The organism is Modestobacter sp. NPDC049651 (assembly GCF_040659695.1).
Taxonomy (GTDB): Bacteria; Actinomycetota; Actinomycetes; order Mycobacteriales; family Geodermatophilaceae; genus Modestobacter.
Genome location: NZ_JBFAOG010000013.1, coordinates 1 through 20,208 on the forward strand (window position 1 = coordinate 1; position 20,208 = coordinate 20,208).

General features: G+C 73.8%; 19 protein-coding genes, 1 tRNA gene and 1 pseudogene. 11 read left to right on the top strand and 10 right to left on the bottom strand.

Annotated features, from left to right (window positions below; translation table 11 throughout):
• The 6 genes from AB0J00_RS16550 to AB0J00_RS16575 form a co-directional block, all read left to right on the top strand.
• Nucleotides 1-1,222, top strand: a 1,222-nt coding sequence (locus AB0J00_RS16550) for an FGGY-family carbohydrate kinase (RefSeq protein ID WP_357746581.1), incomplete at its 5' end; no start/stop codon positions are given.
• A gap of 86 nt (nucleotides 1,223-1,308) precedes the next feature.
• Entirely contained in the window at nucleotides 1,309-2,385 is a 1,077-nt protein-coding gene (gene ugpC, locus AB0J00_RS16555; protein WP_357746583.1) for a sn-glycerol-3-phosphate ABC transporter ATP-binding protein UgpC, read from the top strand.
• A gap of 145 nt (nucleotides 2,386-2,530) precedes the next feature.
• Nucleotides 2,531-2,893 (top strand): chorismate mutase, encoded by a 363-nt coding sequence (gene aroH / locus AB0J00_RS16560; protein ID WP_357746586.1) that lies wholly within the window; start codon nucleotides 2,531-2,533, stop codon nucleotides 2,891-2,893.
• Nucleotides 2,890-3,576, top strand: a complete 687-nt coding sequence (cmk, locus tag AB0J00_RS16565; protein WP_357746589.1) for a (d)CMP kinase — start codon at nucleotides 2,890-2,892, stop codon at nucleotides 3,574-3,576. The genes aroH and cmk overlap by 4 nt, the downstream gene beginning before the upstream one ends.
• On the top strand, nucleotides 3,573-4,928 hold the full coding sequence (der, locus tag AB0J00_RS16570; RefSeq protein WP_357746591.1) for a ribosome biogenesis GTPase Der: 1,356 nt from the start codon (nucleotides 3,573-3,575) through the stop codon (nucleotides 4,926-4,928). The genes cmk and der overlap by 4 nt, the downstream gene beginning before the upstream one ends.
• Nucleotides 4,929-5,003: 75 nt before the next feature.
• Nucleotides 5,004-5,077 (top strand) — tRNA-Pro (locus AB0J00_RS16575).
• A gap of 251 nt (nucleotides 5,078-5,328) precedes the next feature.
• Here AB0J00_RS16575 and AB0J00_RS16580 read toward each other — a convergent pair.
• The 4 genes from AB0J00_RS16580 to AB0J00_RS16595 all read right to left on the bottom strand — a co-directional run bounded on the left by AB0J00_RS16580 (nucleotide 5,329) and on the right by AB0J00_RS16595 (nucleotide 8,217).
• The gene (locus AB0J00_RS16580; RefSeq protein WP_357746594.1) at nucleotides 5,329-6,036 is read right to left on the bottom strand and encodes a GAF and ANTAR domain-containing protein; all 708 of its coding nucleotides are present in this window, start codon (nucleotides 6,034-6,036) and stop codon (nucleotides 5,329-5,331) included.
• A gap of 87 nt (nucleotides 6,037-6,123) precedes the next feature.
• Nucleotides 6,124-6,849 carry a GAF and ANTAR domain-containing protein gene (locus AB0J00_RS16585; protein WP_357746596.1) on the bottom strand — a complete coding sequence of 242 codons (726 nt, stop codon included), beginning with the start codon at nucleotides 6,847-6,849 and terminating at the stop codon, nucleotides 6,124-6,126.
• A complete protein-coding gene (locus AB0J00_RS16590) occupies nucleotides 6,846-7,250 on the bottom strand; it encodes an ATP-binding protein (RefSeq protein WP_357746599.1) in 405 nt (134 codons plus the stop codon). The genes AB0J00_RS16585 and AB0J00_RS16590 overlap by 4 nt, the downstream gene beginning before the upstream one ends.
• Nucleotides 7,251-7,827: 577 nt before the next feature.
• Nucleotides 7,828-8,217, bottom strand: coding sequence for an STAS domain-containing protein (locus AB0J00_RS16595; protein ID WP_357746602.1), 390 nt, complete (start codon nucleotides 8,215-8,217; stop codon nucleotides 7,828-7,830).
• An 85-nt stretch (nucleotides 8,218-8,302) separates the two neighbouring features.
• On the opposite strand from AB0J00_RS16595, the pseudogene AB0J00_RS16600 reads away from it, so the two are divergent.
• The 3 genes and pseudogenes from AB0J00_RS16600 to AB0J00_RS16610 form a co-directional block, all read left to right on the top strand.
• A pseudogene (locus AB0J00_RS16600) lies at nucleotides 8,303-9,139 on the top strand (glycogen debranching N-terminal domain-containing protein); the annotation flags it as partial.
• A 539-nt stretch (nucleotides 9,140-9,678) separates the two neighbouring features.
• Nucleotides 9,679-11,652 carry a glycosyltransferase gene (locus AB0J00_RS16605; protein ID WP_357746605.1) on the top strand — a complete coding sequence of 658 codons (1,974 nt, stop codon included), beginning with the start codon at nucleotides 9,679-9,681 and terminating at the stop codon, nucleotides 11,650-11,652.
• 193 nt (nucleotides 11,653-11,845) lie between these two features.
• Complete coding sequence (locus tag AB0J00_RS16610) at nucleotides 11,846-12,946, top strand: acyl-CoA desaturase (protein WP_357746607.1); 1,101 nt, start codon at nucleotides 11,846-11,848, stop codon at nucleotides 12,944-12,946.
• Nucleotides 12,947-12,964: 18 nt separating this feature from the next.
• Here the strand turns inward: AB0J00_RS16610 and AB0J00_RS16615 are convergent, their stop codons facing one another.
• From AB0J00_RS16615 to AB0J00_RS16625, 3 genes are read right to left on the bottom strand one after another with little or no spacing between them, the layout of a single operon-like run.
• Nucleotides 12,965-13,588: an AMP-binding protein gene (locus AB0J00_RS16615; RefSeq protein WP_357746609.1), complete on the bottom strand. Its 624-nt coding sequence runs from the start codon at nucleotides 13,586-13,588 to the stop codon at nucleotides 12,965-12,967.
• Nucleotides 13,582-13,788 carry a hypothetical protein gene (locus tag AB0J00_RS16620; RefSeq protein WP_357746612.1) on the bottom strand — a complete coding sequence of 69 codons (207 nt, stop codon included), beginning with the start codon at nucleotides 13,786-13,788 and terminating at the stop codon, nucleotides 13,582-13,584. Before AB0J00_RS16620 ends, AB0J00_RS16615 begins: the two co-directional genes overlap by 7 nt.
• Before the next feature lie 25 nt (nucleotides 13,789-13,813).
• Nucleotides 13,814-14,779: a cyclase family protein gene (locus AB0J00_RS16625; protein ID WP_357746615.1), complete on the bottom strand. Its 966-nt coding sequence runs from the start codon at nucleotides 14,777-14,779 to the stop codon at nucleotides 13,814-13,816.
• Between the two features lie 178 nt (nucleotides 14,780-14,957).
• On the opposite strand from AB0J00_RS16625, the gene AB0J00_RS16630 reads away from it, so the two are divergent.
• Nucleotides 14,958-16,247, top strand: a complete 1,290-nt coding sequence (locus AB0J00_RS16630) for a hydroxyacid-oxoacid transhydrogenase (RefSeq protein ID WP_357746618.1) — start codon at nucleotides 14,958-14,960, stop codon at nucleotides 16,245-16,247.
• A gap of 22 nt (nucleotides 16,248-16,269) precedes the next feature.
• On the opposite strand, the gene AB0J00_RS16635 is transcribed toward AB0J00_RS16630, so the two are convergent.
• Nucleotides 16,270-16,695: a hotdog domain-containing protein gene (locus AB0J00_RS16635; RefSeq protein ID WP_357746620.1), complete on the bottom strand. Its 426-nt coding sequence runs from the start codon at nucleotides 16,693-16,695 to the stop codon at nucleotides 16,270-16,272.
• A 155-nt stretch (nucleotides 16,696-16,850) separates the two neighbouring features.
• On the opposite strand from AB0J00_RS16635, the gene AB0J00_RS16640 reads away from it, so the two are divergent.
• Nucleotides 16,851-18,167 (top strand): GAF domain-containing SpoIIE family protein phosphatase, encoded by a 1,317-nt coding sequence (locus AB0J00_RS16640; RefSeq protein WP_357746622.1) that lies wholly within the window; start codon nucleotides 16,851-16,853, stop codon nucleotides 18,165-18,167.
• Nucleotides 18,168-18,170: 3 nt separating this feature from the next.
• On the opposite strand, the gene AB0J00_RS16645 is transcribed toward AB0J00_RS16640, so the two are convergent.
• Nucleotides 18,171-18,902, bottom strand: a complete 732-nt coding sequence (locus AB0J00_RS16645) for a dienelactone hydrolase family protein (RefSeq protein ID WP_357746625.1) — start codon at nucleotides 18,900-18,902, stop codon at nucleotides 18,171-18,173.
• Between the two features lie 136 nt (nucleotides 18,903-19,038).
• Nucleotides 19,039-20,142: an NAD(P)-dependent alcohol dehydrogenase gene (locus tag AB0J00_RS16650; protein ID WP_357746628.1), complete on the bottom strand. Its 1,104-nt coding sequence runs from the start codon at nucleotides 20,140-20,142 to the stop codon at nucleotides 19,039-19,041.
• Nucleotides 20,143-20,208 lie beyond the last annotated feature (66 nt).

The window sequence follows — 20,208 nt, forward strand, 5'->3', positions numbered from 1 at the left end:
CGACGAGGCCGGCCAGGTCGTCCGTCCCGCCCTGCTCTGGAACGACACCCGGTCCGCCGGCGCGGCCACCGACCTGATCGCCGAGCTCGGCAACGAGCGCGGCGGTGGGGCGGCGGCCGGCCGGCAGGCCTGGGCGGACGCCGTGGGCCTGGTGCCCGTGGCGTCCTTCACCGTCACCAAGCTGCGCTGGCTGGCGCAGCACGAACCGGAGAACGCCGCGCGCACCGCCGCGGTCGCCCTGCCGCACGACTGGCTGACCTGGCGGCTCGCCGGCTCCCCGGGCCTCGACGCGCTGGTGACCGACCGCGGTGACGCCAGCGGCACCGGCTACTGGTCGGCGGCGACCGGCGAGTACCGCACCGACCTGCTGGAGCGGGCGCTGGGCAGTACGCCCGTCGTCCCGCGCGTGCTGGGCCCCGCCGAGCAGGCCGGCACCGTCGGCTGGGACGGCACCGGCACCGGCGCGCTGCTGGGCCCGGGCACCGGCGACAACGCCGCGGCCGCCCTCGGCCTGGCCGCCGAGCCCGGCGACGTGGTGCTGTCGATCGGCACCTCCGGCGTGGTCTCCATCGTCTCCACCACCCCGACCGCGGACCCCACGGGCACGGTGGCCGGCTTCGCCGACGCGACCGGCAACTTCCTGCCGCTGATCGCCACCCTCAACGCCGCCCGGGTGCTGGACGCCACCGCCCGGCTGCTCGGCGTCGACCACGCGGAGCTCTCCCGGCTGGCGCTCACCGCGCCGGCCGGTGCGGGTGGCCTCGCGCTGGTGCCCTACCTCGAGGGCGAGCGCACCCCGGACCGGCCCACGTCGACCGGCGCGCTGCACGGCCTCACCCTCACCACCGCCGACCCCGCGCACCTGGCCCGCGCCGCCGTCGAGGGGCTGCTGTGCGGCCTCGCCGACGGGCTGGACGCCGTGGCCGCCGGGGGCACCCCGGTGCGCCGGGTGTTCCTCGTCGGTGGTGGCGCGGCGTCGGAGGCGGTGCGCCGGCTGGCGCCCGCCGTCCTGGGCGTGCCGGTGCTGGTGCCGCCGCCGGGGGAGTACGTCGCCAACGGCGCCGCCCGGCAGGCCGCCTGGGTCCTGCGCCGCCAGTCCGACCCCTCCGCCGACGCACCGGCGTGGCCGGTGCCCGGCACCGAGGTCTACGAAGCGTCTCCCGTGCCGTCGGTGCGGGAGCGGTACGCGGAGGTCCGGGAGATGACGGCCGAACGCGTGTGAGCAGGGCCGCCGCGACGAGGCGGCAGAACGTCCAGTGCACCACCCACTCGGATCGTCCGGCACGTTCCTGCCGGTAGGAGGACACCATGGCCACCGTCACCTTCGACCACGCCACCCGGCACTACCCGGGTGCCGACCGCAACGCGGTCAACGAGCTGCAGCTGGAGATCGCCGACGGCGAGTTCCTCGTCCTGGTCGGCCCGTCCGGCTGCGGGAAGTCGACCTCGCTGCGGATGCTCGCCGGGCTGGAGGACATCGACGAGGGGCGCATCCTCATCGGTGGGCGTGACGTCACCGACGTCGCCGCCAAGGACCGGGACATCGCGATGGTGTTCCAGAACTACGCGCTCTACCCGCACATGTCGGTCGCCGACAACATGGGCTTCGCGCTGAAGATGGCCGGCACCCCCAAGGAGGAGATCGCCAGCCGGGTCCGCGAGGCCGCGAAGCTGCTGGACCTCGAGCCCTACCTGGAGCGCAAGCCGAAGGCGCTGTCCGGTGGCCAGCGCCAGCGCGTGGCCATGGGCCGGGCGATCGTGCGCAAGCCGCAGGTCTTCCTGATGGACGAGCCGCTGTCGAACCTCGACGCCAAGCTGCGCGTCTCGACCCGCACCCAGATCGCCCAGCTGCAGCGCCGGCTGGGCATCACCACCGTCTACGTCACCCACGACCAGGTCGAGGCCATGACCATGGGCGACCGGGTCGCGGTGCTCAAGGACGGCAACCTCATGCAGGTCGGCTCGCCGCGCGAGCTGTACGACCGCCCGGCGAACGTCTTCGTCGCCGGCTTCATCGGCTCCCCGGCGATGAACCTGTTCGAGCTGCCCGTCGCCGACGGTGGCGTGCTGCTCGGTGACCAGGTCGTCCCGGTCTCGCGGGAGGCGCTGGGCGCCGCCGAGGCGCCGCGGGTCACCCTGGGCGTGCGCCCCGAGGACCTCGACGTCTCCGAGACCGGTGTGCCGATCGAGGTGGACGTGGTCGAGGAGCTCGGCGCCGACGCCTACGTCTACGGCCGCAGCAAGCTCGGCGACGGCGAGCACCAGGTCATCACCCGCGTCGACGGCCGGCGCCCCCCGCTCAAGGGCGACACCATCCACGTCACCCCGCGGGTGGGCCACCTGCACCTGTTCCGCACCACCGACGGCGAGCGGCTCCCCGCCTGAGGAGACCCGTCCGGCCGGCCGGGGCCCCGCGCCCCGGCCGGCCGGACGGCCACCCCGCCGCCGCGGCGGGGGAGTGGCACGCGCTCCGTAGACTCGTCCGAGGTGCACGGCGACCCGTGTGCCGAGATCGAGCGAGGAGAGTCCAGTGGCCGTGCGTGCCATCCGCGGCGCCACCCAGGTGTCCGCCGACGACCGGGACGAGGTCCTGTCGGCCACCCGGGAGCTGGTGACCGAGGTGATGGAGCGCAACGCCCTCACCTCCGCCGACCTGATCAGCATCCTGTTCACCGCCACCCCGGACCTGGTGTCGGAGTTCCCGGCGCTCGCCGCCCGCGAGCTGGGGCTCGGCGACGTCCCGCTGATGTGCGCGACGGAGATCGCCGTCCCGCACGCGCTGCCCCGCGTGCTGCGGCTGATGGCGCACGTCGAGACCCCGCGGGAACGGACCGACATCAGCCACGTGTACCTGCGCGGCGCGGTGGCCCTGCGACGGGACATCGCCCAGTGAGCGGGTTCACGGGCCAGGTGACCCTCGACGGACCGTCGGGCACCGGCAAGAGCAGCGTCGCCCGCGGGGTGGCCACCCGGCTGGGCGCGGCCTACCTGGACACCGGCGCCATGTACCGCGCCGCCACCGTCGCCGTGCTCGACGCCGGTGCCGACCTGGGCGACCCGGCGGCCATCGAGCGCGCCGTCGCCCGGGCCGACATCCAGGTCGGGACGTCGGCCGCCGCCGAGGTGGTCACCGTCGACGGCGTGGACGTCGCCGAGCGGATCCGCGGCACCGAGGTCACCCGCGCGGTGTCGCCGGTGTCCGCCGTGCCGGCCGTGCGCCGGCTGCTCGTGGACCGGCAGCGCCATCTGGTGGCGGCCGCCGACGCGGTGGTCGTCGAGGGTCGTGACATCGGCACCGTGGTGCTGCCGGACGCGACGGTGAAGATCTACCTGACCGCCGCCCCGGAGACCCGGGCGCAGCGGCGGGCCGGGCAGCTCGGGGTCACCGACCCCGCCCGGATCGCGGAGATCGCCGCCGACCTGCGGCGCCGCGACGAGTACGACAGCAGCCGGGAGGACAGCCCGCTGCGCCCCGCCGCCGACGCCGTGGTCGTCGACAGCACCGGGCTGGACCAGGAGGCCGTGGTCGAGCGTGTGCTCGACCTGGCCCGCGCAGCAGTGGGAGAACCGGCATGACCGACATCCAGTCCACCGAGCAGACCGGGCCGCTCCCGGTCGTCGCCGTCGTGGGGCGCCCCAACGTCGGGAAGTCGACGCTGGTGAACCGCATCCTCGGCCGGCGCGCCGCCGTCGTCCAGGACGTCCCGGGCGTGACCCGGGACCGCATCTCCTACCAGGCGCTGTGGAACGGCAAGAGCTTCACCGTCGTCGACACGGGCGGCTGGGAGCCCAAGGCCAAGGGGATGGCCGCCTCCATCGCCCGGCAGGCCGAGTACGCCATGGACACCGCCGACGTGGTCGTGCTCGTCGTCGACGCCTCGGTCGGGGTCACCGACACCGACCTGGCCGCCGCGCGGGTGCTCCGGCGCGCCGACCGCCCGGTCATCGTCGTCGCCAACAAGGTGGACGACGAGCGCTCCGAGGCCAGCGCGGCCGAGCTCTGGCGGCTGGGGCTGGGGGAGCCGCAGTCGGTCAGCGCCCTGCACGGGCGCGGCTCCGGTGACCTGCTCGACGTGATCCTCGATGCGCTGCCCGAGGCGCCGCGCGAGACCGAGGAGGAGGGCGGCCCGCGCCGGGTGGCGCTGGTCGGCCGGCCGAACGTCGGCAAGTCCAGCCTGATCAACCGGCTGTCGAAGGAGGAGCGCTCGGTCGTCGACTCGGTGGCCGGCACCACCGTCGACCCGGTGGACTCGATCGTCACCCTGGGCGGCGAGGAGTGGCGGTTCGTCGACACCGCCGGCCTGCGCCGGAAGGTGAACACCGCCAGCGGCACCGAGTACTACGCCAGCCTGCGCACCGAGGCCGCGATCGAGGCCGCGGAGGTCGCCGTCGTGCTGCTCGCCGCCGACGAGGTGATCAGCGAGCAGGACCAGCGGGTGATCACCCAGGTGATCGAGGCCGGCCGGGCGATGGTCATCGCGTTCAACAAGTGGGACCTGCTCGACGAGGACCGGCACGCCCAGCTGGAGAAGGAGATCGACCGCGACCTGGCCCGGGTCAAGTGGGCCACCCGGGTGAACATCTCCGCGCAGTCCGGCCGCGGCGTCGGCAAGCTGGCCGACCACCTGCGTGCCGCGCTGGCGTCCTGGGAGACCCGGGTGCCCACCGCGGAGCTCAACGCCTACGTGCGCGAGCTGGTGCAGGCCACGCCGCCGCCGGCCCGCGGCGGCCGCGCTCCGAAGATCAAGTACGTGACCCAGGCGGACGTCCGCCCGCCCCGGTTCGTGGTGTTCTCGACCGGGTTCCTCGAGGCCGGCTACCGGCGCTTCCTGGAGCGCAAGCTGCGCGAGCGGTTCGGCTTCGAGGGCACGCCGCTGGACATCTCGATTAAGGTCCGGGACTCGAAGGCGCGCGACCGCAAGGGCTGACCCCGCGACGGGGTGGCGATCCCCGGTGGGGTAACCTGCTCCAGCAGCGATCGAGGGGCCCAGCCCCCCGGAGCTCGGGCTGTAGCGCAGCTTGGTAGCGCACTTGACTGGGGGTCAAGGGGTCGCAGGTTCAAATCCTGTCAGCCCGACAGAGCAGGTCAGGGACAAAGCAGGTCAGAGGCCGTTTCCGGGGCACCGGGAACGGCCTCTGACGCGTCTCGGCACGGTGCGACCACCTCAGGAGCGGCCGGGCCGGCCTGGTCGTGGGCGTCGGCGGAGCCGTCCTCGCCTGCTGGCCGGTCGCGGCAACGTCGACGTGGCAGTCGCTCCTCAGGAGCCGGCCGACGGCCGCGGGCCGGGCGCCGTCACCCGCACCGGCCCCGTCATGGTCGCCGACAGCTCAGTCCCCGCCGGAGCGTGTCCCCCGCTGCAGCGCAGCGGCATCGAGGGAGCCGGTGACGATGCCGGAGGCGATGGTCGTGAGCAGGCTCCCGCTGCGCCTGGCGTGGGTGCGCATCAGGCGGAAGGCCTCTTCCACGCTCGTCCCGGCGCGCTCGGACAGCACACCCTTGGCCTGCTCGATCAGGATCCGGCTCTGCAGGGCGCTCTGCAGCTGCTCCGACAACGCGAGCTGGTCGCGTGCTGCCCGCTCGTGCAGCAGACCGATGGTGGCGATGTCGGCCAGCCCCTGGGCGACGGCGAGATGGTCCGCGCTCAGCGGGGCCGGCCGGGTGGAGAACAGGTTGAGCGCCCCGATCACCTGACTGCGCAACCGGAGGGGCAGCGCGTGCGAGCTCGCGAACCCGAGGTCTCGCGCTGCCGTGGCGAACTGCGGCCAGCGGTCGGTGGTCAGGGCGAGGTCGATGTCGGTGATGCGTTGACCGGTGGCGAAGCAGTCGAGGCAGGGTCCCTCGCCCCGCTGGAGCTCGAAGAGCTCCAGGAGCCGGGCGGACTCATCGGTGTAGGCGACCGGCTGCAGGGTGCCGCGTTGGTCGTCCAGCATGAGACCGGCCGCGTCGGCGTCGACGAGCTCGACACAGCGCTCGGCGAGGGTGTGCAGGAAGTCGACGACGTCGAACTCCTCGATCAGGGTGTCGGCCAGCTCCACGAAGACGTGCACCAGGCGTTGTTCTCGTTCCACGTCGCTCCTCCTCCGATCGGTCCGCGGTTGCCGGCTGGGGCGGCGAGCTGCTCGTCATCCACCCTCGACGTCGTCGTCGAAGTCGACCACCCCGCTCAGCACGTCCCGGGCCAGTGCGTCGATGGGACGTTGCTCGGCGTAGGCCCGGGCCCGGAGCAGCAGCAGCGCCTCCTGGAGGGGCACGCCCGCCTGGACCGAAACCACCCCGGTCGCCTGGTGCACCTCGGCGTGGTCGTCGAGCACGGCCAGGGAGCCCAGCGGCGGACCGCGGCCGGCGGCGCGGGCCTGCAGGTGCAGCAGCACGGCCGTGGCCGCATCGGCGAACGACAGCGCGAGGCCCAGCTCGTCCGCGGCGAGGACGCCCGCCGTCGTCCGGTACAGGTCCAGCACACCGAGGCGGATCCCGCCCACTCGCAGCGGGAACGCGAAGACGGCGGCCAGGCCGGCGTCTGCCGCCGCGGCGGCGAAGACCGGCCAGCGTCGCCCTCCTGTCTGCGCAAGATCGGGTTGGAGGACCGGTCGGCCGCCCTGCGAGGCGTCGACGCAGGGTCCTTCCCCGAGGGAGAACTGCAGGTCCTCCAACGTGCGTGCCCGGGCGTCGGACGCGGCCAGGGTCCCGGCCGGCCCGGCATCGGTCATCAGGGCCATGCCCACACCGCCCACCGCGAGCGACCGAGCGCACAAGGCCACCAGCCCTGCCGGCAGCGGAAGGCCGCCGCGGTCGTGGTCGGACAGCAGCGCGGCGAGGATCTCGGTCACCTGGGTGGGCGTTGCGCTCACCTCTCTCCGGTGCGTGGTGCCTGACCCGGGACGCCCGCCCTGCCCGCTCGACCGGTTGGGGGGCGCTGGGTTCCCCGGATCGTGACCGTGGTGCCGTCGCCACCCGTCGCCACGCTGGTGTCGGTCAACGCGTGCATCATCTGCAGGCCACGGCCGCGGAAGCCGCCCGCCGTGGGCGCGAGCGAGCGTCCGTGCTCCGTCACCGTCGCCTCGTCGACCCAGGCGACGATGTCGAGGAACGCCGCCTCGCGCGGCGCCTGCGCGTGTTCCAGGGCGATGCCGGCGGCTTCGAACACCGACAGGAGCAGGTCGTAGGACTCGTCCTCGGACAGCCGGCTCGTGCGCAGGAGTGCGCTGAGCTCCCGACGCAGGGTGGGCAGCGAGCTCGGCACGGCGGGCACGCGCCACTCGTGCCGGCACGCCCACGGATCGGGTTTCGGAGCGCGCGGGTGGTCCTTCACCAGCGGGCCGGCGCACGCCGACGGGACAGGGCCGCGTGACTCGAAGCGGAGCCTCGTTCGGCCCGGCGGACGACGAACACCAGCGCCAGGCGCACGTGCCGGCGACGGATGCTGGCGAGCACGTGCGGATCCGACCTCGCCCGCAGGGGTGCCGCCGTGGCACTCAGGGACGACGGCAGTGCGGCGCGGACGAGCACCTCGACGTCCGGGTCCGGCGAGGCACCCTCGGTGTCGGCAGCAGATCGGCGCACGTCGAGGAGCGGAACCGCAACATGATCAAGAGCAACGGTTGATGAGGCGGGCACGACCGACTCCCCAGGGAGGTGAGGTCGCCGGGTCCGGGGCCACCAGATGAGCTGGACGAACGCTCCGCCCTCCACGGTAGCCCCAGGGGCCCTACCGTGCCGATCAGGGCCCGTGCGCCGTCACGGCACCCCCGTGTCGCCGTGCCGGGCTCCCCAAGAACCCGGCACCCGGCAGGGGAAGGCAGCCCCGCCCGGACAGGCCGGTGACCGCATCAATCCCGGCCATGGCGTGGATCGCCATCATCGATCACCAGTGCCGAGCCGCAGTCCACGTCGAGGAGATGACGCGCGACCGCCGACGACACCGACGCCAGCCGCAGATCCCCTTGCCGTGAGCGCATCGACGCGTCGGCGTCGTGGATCGGCGCCATCCCCGCGGCATCGACCGTGATGACGGCCGAGAGATCGAGCACCAGTTGTTCCGGGCCGCCCGCACCGGTGAACATGGACAGGAACATGCCGACCCGGCCTGCCGTGTCGGCGTTCAGCATGCCGCCGATGGTGAGCACCACGGACCGCTGGTGGAGACTGAGGACGAGGCGGCGGGTGTCCACGGGCACCGATTCAGCCATCGGGGCCGCGCCGGCCTGGACCACGTGCATGCCGTGCCGTGACCGTCTAGCCATGCGCTGCCTCGTCCCCTGAGCGGTGGATACCTTCGCTGCCGGGTCCGGGGCAGGGGCCGACATGGCGGACCCGCCGCTGACCTTAGGCGCTCAGGTCAGCAGCGCGGGACCGGACCCGCTCCGGACGTGCCACACTCGAGGGACCGAGGACACCCCGCACGTCAGCGACCGAGCCGACGCCGTCCGCGGTCGCAGGGTGCGCCTCGGCGCCCCTGCAAGAGGGGACGACCGCCATGGTCACCGCATCGCACGTGTCCACGACATCCGCCACCGTCCGCGTCCGCGGGCGGTGCTGACCGTGCCGGTCGGCTGGACGTTCGCCGGTGAGCCCCCGGCACTGGGTTCCCCGGGCGGGACCGTCACCCTCGTCGAGGGAGCAGGTTTCTGCGTGTGCGGTCGCACGGGGGACATCGACCCCGACCAGCCGCACGGACTGTTCTTCCGTGACACCCGACTGCTGTCGCGCTGGCGGCTGCTGGTCGACGACGCACTCCCGGAGCCGCTGGCCACGATGGAGGCCGAGCCCTTCGCCACCACGTTCGTAGCCAGGGCCCAACCGCGCGAGGGGCGGGCGGACAGCACGCTCCTGGTGCTGCGGCACCGCTACGTGGGCGATGGCATGCGGGAGGACGTGGTGCTGCGGAACCTCACGGCCGAGCCCGTCACGTGCACGGTCGCGTTGACTGTCGGCGCCGACTTCGCGGACCTCTTCGAGGTCAAGGAGAGCCGGGTCCAACCCCGTGGGGAGCACCGGCTGGACGCCGGCGCCGCCGGACTCCGGTTCCAGCGGACCTGGTTCGGCGACGTGCGTGGCGCACGGGTGCACGCCGACGGGTGGACGGCGCACCCCGACGCGACCTTGACCGTGGACGTCGTCGTGCCGGCCAGGGGGGAGTGGACCAGCTGCCTGCAGGTGCAGCCGACCCTGGACGGGGAGGAGCTGCCCTCGCGCTACCGGTGCGACGAGCCGGTGGAGCGCACCGTCCCCTCCCAACGCCTGCGTGAGTGGCGGCTGGCCCACCCGGTGGTGCACACCGGCCACCGCGGCCTGGCCGCGCTCCTGCAACGCACCGAGGAGGACCTGGGCGCGCTGCGCATCTTCGACCCCGAGCATCCCGACCGGGTCGCCGTCGCGGCCGGGGCGCCGTGGTTCATGACGGTGTTCGGGCGCGACTCGCTGCTCACCGCGTGGATGGCGCTGCTGCTGGACCCCGCTCTGGCGCTGGGCACGCTGCGCACGCTCGCCCGCTTCCAGGGCACCGAGGTCGAGCCCCGCAGCGACCAGGAGCCGGGCAAGATCCTGCACGAGATGCGCTTCGGGCCGGACTCGGCGCACTCGCTGGCCGCCGGGAGCGTCTACTACGGCAGCATCGACTCCAGCCCGTTGTTCGTGATGCTGCTGGGCGAAGCGGGCTCCTGGGGCGCCGACCCGCGGCCGTGGCCGAGCTGCTGCCCGCGGCCGACCGGGCGCTGGAGTGGATGGAGTCCTACGGCGACCGGGACGGGGACGGTTTCCTCGAGTACGAGCGGGCGACCGACCGGGGGCTGCGCAACCAGGGGTGGAAGGACTCCTTCGACGGGTCACCTTCGCCGACGGCCGGATCGCCGACACCCCGATCGCGCTGGCGGAGGTGCAGGGCTACGCCTACGCAGGCCTACGTCGCCCGGTCGCAGCTGGCCGTGCGGGCCGGCGACGAGGTCACGGCGCGTCGCTGGACCGAGCGCGCCGAGGCCCTGCGAACCGCGTTCAACCGGCACTTCTGGCTGCCCGAACGGGGGTGGTTCGCCCTGGGCCTGGACCGGGACAAGCGACCGATCGACAGCCTGGCGTCGAACATGGGGCACTGCCTGTGGACCGGGATCATCGACGAGGACAAGGCCGCCGCGGTGGCCGAGCACCTGCTCTCGCCGGAGATGTTCACCGGGTGGGGGGTGCGGACGCTGGCGTCGTCCATGTCGGCCTACAACCCGATGAGCTACCACAACGGCTCGGTCTGGCCGCACGACAACGCGCTGCTCGCCGCAGGGCTGATGCGCTACGGGTTCGTCGAGCACGCCCAGCGGATCGCCGGGGGCCTGATCGAGGCCTCCAGCCACTTCGACGGCCGGCTCCCGGAGCTGTTCTGCGGGTTCGACCGCACCGAGTTCGAGTCGCCCATCCCCTATCCGACCTCGTGCTCCCCCCAGGCGTGGGCGGCGGCCAGCCCACTGCTCCTGCTGCGCACCCTGCTCCGACTCGACCCAGCGGTGCCCGACGCCCGGGTGTGGCTGGCACCCGAACTCCCCGCCGAGCTCGGCGACCTGACCCTCGAGCGGCTGGCCCTGGCCGGTGCGCGGCTGACGGTCGGCGTGACCAGCGGGGTCGCGGACCTCCAGGGTCTCCCGACTGCGCATCGCGATGATCGCCCCGCCGTGGTTCACGGTGCCGCCGCACGGCTACGGGGTGTCGAGGACGTGTGCGCGGACCTGGTCGACGGCCTGGTCGCCCGGGGTCACGAGGTGACCCTGATCGGCGCCGGGCCCGCCGCCACCCGGGCCGGCCGGGACCTGACCTCCTACCCCGAGCCGCCCAGCGGGCGGCTCGGGGAGCCCCTCCCCGAGGTCCTGCACACCGCGGCCACCGCCCGGATCCTGGCCGAACTGGACGTCGACCTGGTGCACGACCACACGCTGGCCGGTCCGCTGCTGGCCCGCGGTCGGTCCATGCGGACGGTCGTGACGATGCACGGACCGGTGGTCGGCGAGCCGGGGGAGTACTACCGGCAGCTCGGCGACACCGTCTCGCTGGTCGCGATCTCCGCGGCGCAACGGCTGGCCGCCCCGGACCTGGCCTGGCGGGGGACCGTCCTGGGCCGCATCCACCCCCACAAGGGCGTGCACCTGGCCATCGACGCCTCCCGGGCGGCCGGACTGCCCATCGTGGTCGCCGGGAAGTGCACCGAAGCGGTGGAACTCGAGTACTTCCGCAGCGCCATCGAGCCACGGCTGGGCCCCGACGTGACGATGTTCGGCGTCGCGGACGCGACCGCCAAGCGCGAGCTCCTCGCCCGGGCTGCGGTGTTGGTCTTCCCGATCCTCTGGGACGAGCCCTTCGGCATGGTCATGATCGAGGCCATGGCGTGCGGCACCCCGGTGGTGGCGCTGCGACGCGGTGCCGTGCCCGAGGTCGTGGACGACGGGGTGACCGGCGTGCTGTGCGATGACCCGGTGGAACTGCCGGCCGCGATCGCGACCGCCCGCGGCCTGTCCCCGGCGGCCTGCCGCCGGCACGTCGCCACGTGTTTCGACGCCCGGACGATGGTGGCCGGCTACGAGGCGGTCTACCGCGATGTGCTCGCTGCACCCGAGCCCCTCCGGCGTGGCATCGGCACCCCGGCAGCTCGCCGCCCCGTCACCCCCGCCGCGGCCTGATCCCGGGCCCGGCGCGCAGGGTCTGCCGGTCCGACGGGAACGCCCCGACTGATCGGGTGCGGCACGCGGTCTCGAGCGGTCGAGCCGGAGTTCCGAACCCCTCCGGCCTGCGAGCGGATCGACGCCGGGCTACGGTGGTGCCGCTGCCCCGGACCCGGCGGTTCCCCCCGCCGGTTCCCACGAAGGTCGGTACGTGACCACCCAGTCCGATGCAGCAACTCTGCCCACCGACCCCTCACCCGGTCGACCCGTTGGCCGCGCCCGCCCGACGAGCAGCTACACGCAGCTGTCGTCCCAGGTCCTCGCCGCCGGTCTCCTGCAGCGCCGCCTGGGGTGGTACTGGACCCAGATCCTCGTCTGGACCGCGGTGTTGGCCGGCGTGTGCGTGCTGTTCGCCGCACTGGGCAACTCCTGGTCCCAGCTGGGAGTGGCAGCGGTGCTCGCGGTCGTCACCACCCAGTTCGGCTTCCTCGGCCACGACGCCGCGCACCGGCAGATCTTCGCCTCGACGCCCTGCAACGACTGGGCGGCGCGGCTGATGGCGGGCGCGTTCGCCGGTCTCAGCGCCGGATGGTGGTCGCACAAGCACAACAGGCACCACAGCGGCCCGAACCAGGAGGGCCGCGACCCGGACATCGGACCCGGGGTGCTGGCCTTCACGCCGGCGGCAGTTGCGGCCAGGTCTGGCTGGGCCGCCTGGTTCGCCGCACGGCAGGGCTGGGCGTTCTTCCCACTGCTCACCCTCGAGGGGCTCAACCTGCACGTGGCCAGCGTCCGGGAGCTGGTCAGCCGCCGGGACCTGCCGCACCGGCGGGTCGAGCTCGCCCTCGTCGCCGGTCGGCTGGCCGGGTTGGTCACCGCGGTCGTGGTCGTCCTGCCGCCCGGGAAGGCCGCCGCGTTCCTCGCCGTCCAGCTCGGGGTCTTCGGGTTGCTGCTCGGGGGGTCGTTCGCGCCGAACCACAAGGGGATGCCGCTGGTTCCCGCGGAGGCCCGGGTCGACTTCCTCCGGCGTCAGGTCCTCATGTCGCGCAACATCGACGGCGGGCCGCTGACCGACGCGGCCATGGGCGGGCTGAACTACCAGATCGAGCACCACCTGTTCCCGAGCATGCCGCGACCGAACCTCCGCCACGCCCAGCCCCTGGTCCGCGAGCACTGCCGCCAGGAGGGGGTGCTCTACACCCAGACCAGCCTGATCGGCTCGTACGGGATCGTCGTCCGGTACCTCAACGCGGTCGGGCTCTCCGCCCGTGACCCCTTCAGCTGTCCGCTGGTGCAGACACTCCGCAACTGATCGCCGACCTGACGTCGATCACCCGTGCCGATGGTGGAACCGGGCCCTGACCCTGCCCGGCTCCACCAGCCCTCCGCGGGGGTGCCGACGGCGCCGGTGCCGCGACCCGGGGACGGCGGTCGATGCACTGCGCGTCAGGGACCCGCGCTGCGGCTGGTCGCGGTGGCCGAACGGGACGAGCTCGTCGACACGGACCCGCAAGCGGGCCGCGTCGTCCTGCGACGCATCACCGGTCGACCGCGTGGCGTTCGAACCGGCGACCACCGGCGGCGTCACCGCGGTGCCGGGCGTCGCGCTGCCCGCCGGCATGGGCAGGAGGCCGAGTCCCGTCACCAGCACGCACAACGGGCAGCTCGCCGTCCCGTCCCGGCCGGCCCGCGCCCAGTCCCGGTAGACCTGGGCGGTGAAGACGACGTTGCGGTGGGTGTTCATCGCGCCCTCGGGGACGCCGGTGGTCACCGACGTGTACGTGAGGAACGCGACGTCGTCCGGTCCCAGGGAGACCGGTGGCGGCACCTCGCCCCGGTGCGCGGCGAGGAACTCGCCGAGATCGGTCGTGCCCTCGCTGCGCTGCCGGGTGATCCCCGCGAACAACCGCGGGTCGGCGCGGGTCTGGTGCTCCAGCTCGCTGGTGGTCAGCACGAGGCCGACGTCGGTGCCCGGCACCACCGCGGCGCCGACCGCCGGGTGAGCGCGCCGTCGAAGTAGCGCAGCGCCACCGCGCCGGGGTCTCGGGCCACGCCGGCCCGGAACATCTCCAGGGCGCTGCCGAACTCGGGGGTGCAGTCGGCCGGCTGGTCGCCGTAGCGCGCCAGCCACGGCCGCTCGTCGTAGCCGCTCATCGCGTCCCCCTCGCGCCGGCAGGGCCTACTTGATGACGACGGGGTTCACGGGCGAGCCGGCGGCCTGGGCGATGTTCAGCGGTGCGGCGACGTAGAGGAAGTCGTACCGGCCGTCCTCGGCGCAGTCCGCGGCGAGCCGCTCGAGGTCGGCGATCTCGGTCAGCGCGACGCCGAGGTTGCGCATGAGCGCGTTGTGCAGCACGAGCGCGACCCCGTTGTTCGGGTCGGTCGTCACCTCGTTGGCGATCGTGTCGGTGACCAGGTTGGGGATCTCCATCTCCTGGAACCACCGCACCAGTTCGGGGCTGTAGACCAGGCCCGGCTCGTTGAACCCCTCGTAGAAGGCATCGCCCTGCTCGTGGAACAGCTGCAGGAAGTTGGTCCGGATCACCAGGATGTCCCGCGGCCGGATCTCCACGCCCTGCGCCTGCGCGCACGCCAGCAGGTCCTCGTGGGTGAAGGTCTCGCCCTTGTCCAGCGTGTCCTTGCCGCGGAAGCGCGCCATGTCCAGCAGCACGGCCCGCCCGACGACGCCGCGCTCGGCGATGGGCTGGACGCTGGCCCGGTCCAGCCCGCCGACCGTCGTCCGGGCGTCGTAGCCGTTCCAGATCTGCCCGCCGTACCAGAGGTGGCCGAGGGCGTCGTACTGCGTCGAGCCCTGCAGGTAGGCGTCGATCTTGTCGTCGGCGTAGTGCAGGCCGCCGGGGTAGGACGGGCCGCTCCCACCCTCGTCCCAGTTGCTCTCGTCGAGGACCTGGATGCGCTCGGCGGGGGTGCGACCGGGCCAGACCGGGTCGCCCTTCGGGTCGCCGATCACCCGCTGGAGCGTGAACACCTTGCCCGAGCTGACCAGCCGGACCGCGGCGAGGACCTGCTCGGGGCCGAGGTAGTTGAGTGCGCCGACCTCGTCGTCGGGCCCCCACTTGCCCCAGTTGGTGGGCGCGTCCGCCAGCAGGTCGGCGAGGTCGGGGACGGCGGTCGGGTCGGTCACGGGACCTCCAGCATCGGCGGTGGGGGTGCGGGTGACTGGACCCTGGCCCGCACCAGCTGTGCTGTCAATCACCTGCGGGCGCTGCCCGGACGGCGGTCGCGGACGGGTTGCCGTGCCCCTGCCCGGGGTCCTAGCGTCCGGCGCGGGCGGCCGCCCGCGCCGACCGAGGGGGACGTCGATGAGCACCGTGCAGCCCGCCAACCCCGAGTCCGTCTTCACCTACGGGGCGCCGCTGCTGAAGTTCGGCACCGGTGCCTCCGACGAGATCGGGTACGACCTCAGCCGGTACGGCGTGCACCGGGTCCTCGTGGTCACCGACCCGGGGATCGCCGCCACCGGCCACCCGCAGCGGGTCGCCGACCAGATGCAGCAGTTCGGCATCGAGGCGCACGTCTACGCCGGCGCGCACGTGGAGCCGACCGACGAGAGCCTCACCGCGGCCGTCGACGAGGCCCGGTCGACCGGGCCGTGGGACGCGTTCGTCGCCGTCGGCGGCGGCTCGAGCATCGACACGGCCAAGGCGATCAACCTGCTCACCACCAACCCCGGTGAGCTCATGGACTACGTCAACGCACCCGTCGGCGGCGGGCAGGACCCGACCCAGCCGCTCAAGCCGCTGGTCGCCGTCCCGACCACCACCGGCACCGGGTCGGAGAGCACCACCATCTGCGTGCTCGACGTGCTCTCCCAGCGGGTCAAGACGGGGATCAGCTCCGCGTGGCTGCGCCCGACGATGGCCGTCATCGACCCGGACCTCACGCTCACCCAGCCGCCCGGGGTGACCGCGGCGTCCGGGATGGACATCCTGTGCCACGCGCTGGAGAGCTACACCGCGCGCGGCTACACCACCTTCGAGCGCAAGCCGCCGGAGAAGCGGGTGCCCTACTGCGGGGCGAACCCCATCTCGGACATGTGGTCGGAGAAGGCGCTCTCGCTGCTGGCCGGCTCCTTCCGGGTCGCGGTCCGGGACGGCGACGACGTCCGGGCGCGCGCGGAGATGGCGATGGCCGCCACCTTCGCCGGGATGGGGTTCGGCAACGCCGGCGTGCACATCCCGCACGCCAACGCCTACCCGATCGCCGGCCAGGTGCGCGACTTCCACCCGAAGGACTACCCGAGCGAGGAGCCGATGGTGCCGCACGGTATGTCGGTGGCCCTGACCGCGCCGGAGGCCTTCCGCTTCACCTTCGAGGCCTCGCCCGAGCGGCACCTGCGGGCCGCCCGGCTGCTCGCCCCGGACGCGGACACCCCCGCGGACCCCGCCGAGCTGCTGCCGACGGTGCTCGCCGAGCTGATGCGCGACATCGACATCCCCAACGGCATCGCCGCGGTGGGCTTCACCGAGGGCGACGTCCCCGACCTGGTGGCCGGCACGATGAAGCAGCAGCGGCTGCTGGCCACGTCACCGCGCGAGGTCACCGAGGACGACGTCGCCGGCATCTTCCGGCGGTCCATGTCGCTGTGGTGAGGCGTCCGGGCGGACCGCCGGGTCAGTGGCGGATGCGCTCGCGGCTCCTGGTGAGCGACGTGTAGCCGTGCTCGAACGGCTTGCCGTCCGCACCGAGCGCGACGAAGACGACCTTGTCGATGGTGAGGATGCTCTTCCCGGTCACGATGTTCCGGGCCTCGGCCCGCATGGTGAGGGAGGTCCGGCCGAAGCCGGTGGCGACGAGCCCGATCTCGATGATGTCGCCGAGTCGTGCGGAGCTGACGAAGTCGATCTCGGAGACGTACTTGGTGACGACGTTGAGCGTGCCGAGCTGGATCGCCGCGTACACCACGGCCTCGTCGTCGATCCACCGCAGCAGGCTGCCCCCGAAGAGCGTGCCGTGCGCGTTGAGGTCCTCGGGCCGCACCCACTTGCGCGTGTAGAAGTTGATGTCGGGCTCCCGCGCCCTCTCGTCGTCGGATCTCATGACGACTCCCTACCAGGTCGAGGGCGACGCCCGCGAGAGCGCGTGCCGTCCCCTGCCGGTGCGGGCGGTCACCGGTCGGTCGGATACGTTCGCGGCGCAGCGCGACGAGGGCGGGTGAGGGATCCGCGGTCGGGCTCGGCGAGGAGGCAGCGACGGTGATCGACGCCGCCGTGGTCGCGGGCGGACAGGGTTCCCCCGCCGACGACCGGGCGCGCCTGGCCCTGCTGGCCGAGGTCAGCGACACGCTCATCCGCACCCTCGACACCGGGCAGTCGGCGGACCACCTGGCCCGCCTGGTGGTGCCCCGGCTGGCGGACTGGGCGACGGTCACCGTGCTGGCCGAGGACGGCGCCGACCAGCTGACCGGGCGGGCGCACCGGGACCCTGCGCGGCTCGCGGACCTGGACGCCTACCTGTCCGGGCGGGCCACCGGCGTCCGCGGCCAGGCCGCGTTGGCGGCCGCGCTGGGGTCGGGCCGGTCGCTGCGGCTGGCCGGTACCGACGTGGCGCTGGCCAGGGACGCCGCCGGCCCGCGCGTGCAGGAGGCGTTCGACCGGCTGGCCGCGACCTCGGCGGTCATCGTGCCGCTGGCCGCGCACGGGCACGTGTTCGGCGCGCTCTCGCTCATCAACAGCGGCGCCCGGCCGCCGCTGACCGACGCCGAGGTCGCGCTCGCGGAGGAGGTCGCCCGCCGCGGTTCCCTGGCGCTGGACAACGCCCGCCTCTACACCCGCCAGCTCCAGGTCGCCGAGACCCTGCAGCGCAGCCTGCTCACCCCGCCGCCGCAGACCCGGGCGCTGGAGATCGCCGTCCGCTACCGGCCCGCCGGACGGCACACGCTCGTCGGCGGTGACTTCTACGACGCCTTCACGCAGCCCGACGGCTCCACCGTGCTGGTCGTCGGCGACGTCGCCGGCCACTCGGTGGAGGCGGCTGCGGCGATGTCGCAGCTGCGCAGCACGGTGCGCACGTTGGCCTGCGACCGGCCCGGGAGCCCGGCGGACACCCTCTCCCGCACCGACGCGGTGCTCACCATGACCGCCTTCGGCACCCTGGCCACGGTCCTGGTGGCCGGTCTCGCCCAGGCGCCGTCACCGGCCGGCGGGCTGCGGCTGCGCTGGTCGTCGGCCGGTCACCTGCCGCCGGTGGTGCTCACCACCGACGGGCAGGTGCGGTCCCTCGACACGCCCCCGGAGCGGCTGCTGGGCACCGGCTCGCCGGCGGTGCGCACCGACCACGTCACCGCGCTGCGCCCGGGGGACACGGTGCTGCTCTACACCGACGGGCTCATCGAGCAGCGCCACGACGGCCGCCGGGCCACCATCGACGAGGGCGTCAGCCGGCTGCGGGCGGAGCTGGCCGAGCTCGGCGGTGTCCCGGTGGAACAGCTGTGCGACGACCTGCTGCGACGCGTCCTGCCCGGCTCCGCCGATGACGACGTGGCGCTCCTGGCGGTGCGCTGCCGACCGTGACCGTCAGCCGGGGCCGACCGGGTCCCGCAGGTGCTCGTCGAAGAAGCCGAGGATCCGGCGCCTGGCGTCGGCGGCGGCGTCGTGGTCGTACCCGACCCCGGCCACCTTGAGCAACGGCGTGAGCGGCGAGGCCACGCTGATGCGGTTCATGAACCCGTGCCGCGCGTGCGGGTACTCCTTGACGTCCGCCGGCACCCCGGCGGCGTCCGCCGCGGCGCGCAGCTTCTGGGCGGCGCCGGTGAAGCCCCTGTCGCGGCCGCCGAAGCTGGCCACCACGGGGCAGGCACCGCGCAGGACGTCCTCGACGTCGTCCGGGACGGGGCCGTAGTTGACGCCGGCCGCCGACCAGCCCGCCCGGCCGGCGAGCAGCAGGGCGAACCCGCCACCCATGCAGAACCCGATGACACCCACCCGGCCGGTGCAGCGCGGGTCGGCGGCGAGGGCGGACCGGACGGCGTCGAGCCGGTCGAACGCGGGGCCCCGCTGGCGGTGGAGCTGGGCGAAGGTGGCCCTGAGGCACCTGATCGCCGACCTGCCCTCGTAGAGGTCGGGCACGGCGACGACGTGACCGGCTGCGGCGAGCCAGTCGGCCTGCTCCCGCATGTCGTCCCCCAGCCCGAGGACGTCGTGGACGAGCACCACGCCCGGCCACGGCCCGGGCCGGTCGGAGGTGACCACGGGGACGGCGAGGTAGCCGACCTGGTCGGCGAGCGGAGCGGGGTCAGCAGGGGGCACAGGAACTCCACGAGCAGGGGACGACGAGGGTGGTGCGCGACCTGCCGGGCAGCTGCAGGGCTGCGCGCAGGCTGCCAGGCCGTGGCTCCCGGGCTCCCGGGCTCCCGCGAACGGGGCCCGGGAGCAGCGGCTGGGGTCAGTGCGGCATGGTGAGGACGGGCTTCACCACGGCGCCGCTGTAGGAGGCCTCCATCGCGTCCTGGATGCGGTCGAGCGGGAAGTACTCCACCAGCTTGTCGAACGGGAAGCGGCCCTGCGCGTAGAGGTCGATGAGCGCCGCGATGAGCGCCTGGCCGTGGCCGCTCCCGCCGAGGGTGCCGCGGATGGTCTTCCCCCACAGGGTGGTCAGGTGGTCCGCGGAGAACTCGGCACCGGCCGGGGCACCGCCGATGAGCACGGCCGTGCCGAGCATGCCGACCGAGTCGATCGCCTGCCGGACGACGGGGATCGCGCCGGTGCAGTCCAGCGCCGCGTCCGCCGGCCCACCGCAGATGTCGGTGACCGCCTGCACCGGGTCGGTGTCCGTCGCGTCGATCGTGTGCGTCGCGCCCAGGTCCTTGGCCAGCTCGAGCCGGGAGGCGTGCCGGTCGACGGCGATGATGGTGGTGGCCGCGGAGTTGCGGGCGGCCATGACCGCGGCCAGCCCCACGGTGCCGACGCCGTAGACGACGAGCGACGAGCCCGGCTCCGGCCGGACGGTGTTGAGCACCGCACCGGCGCCGGTCGCGAGCCCGCAGGCCAGCGGGCCCATCAGCTCGACCGGCAGGCCCGCCGGGATCGGCACCAGCGAGGACGCGGTCGTCATCGAGTAGGTGGCGAACGACGACTGGCCGAAGAAGTGGCTGGCCAGCGGCGACCCGTCGGTCCTGCGCAGCGCGGAGGCACCGTCGAGCCGGTGGCCCCCGCCGACGAGCTCGCCCATCCGCAGGCAGTAGCGCGGCTGCCCGGCCTGGCAGTTGCGGCAGGCACCGCAGGAGGGCCAGCCCAGGACGACGGCCTGCCCCTCCTGCACGCCGGTGACGCCCGCGCCGACCGCGACGACGGTGCCCGCGCCCTCGTGCCCGAGCACGCCGGGCAGCGGGAACGGGAGGTCGCCGTCGCGCGCGATCCCGTCGGTGTGGCAGAAGCCGGTGGCGGCGACCTTGACCAGGACGTCGCCGGGGCCGGGGTCGTCCAGCTCGACGTCCGTGACGACGAACGGTCCGTGCTGCTCCTCGACGACGGCTGCAGTGATCTTCAAGGGTTCTCCTCGATCGGCTCGGTGTTGTCCTGGCCGGGGTGGACGGCCGGACGATGACCAGGCCGT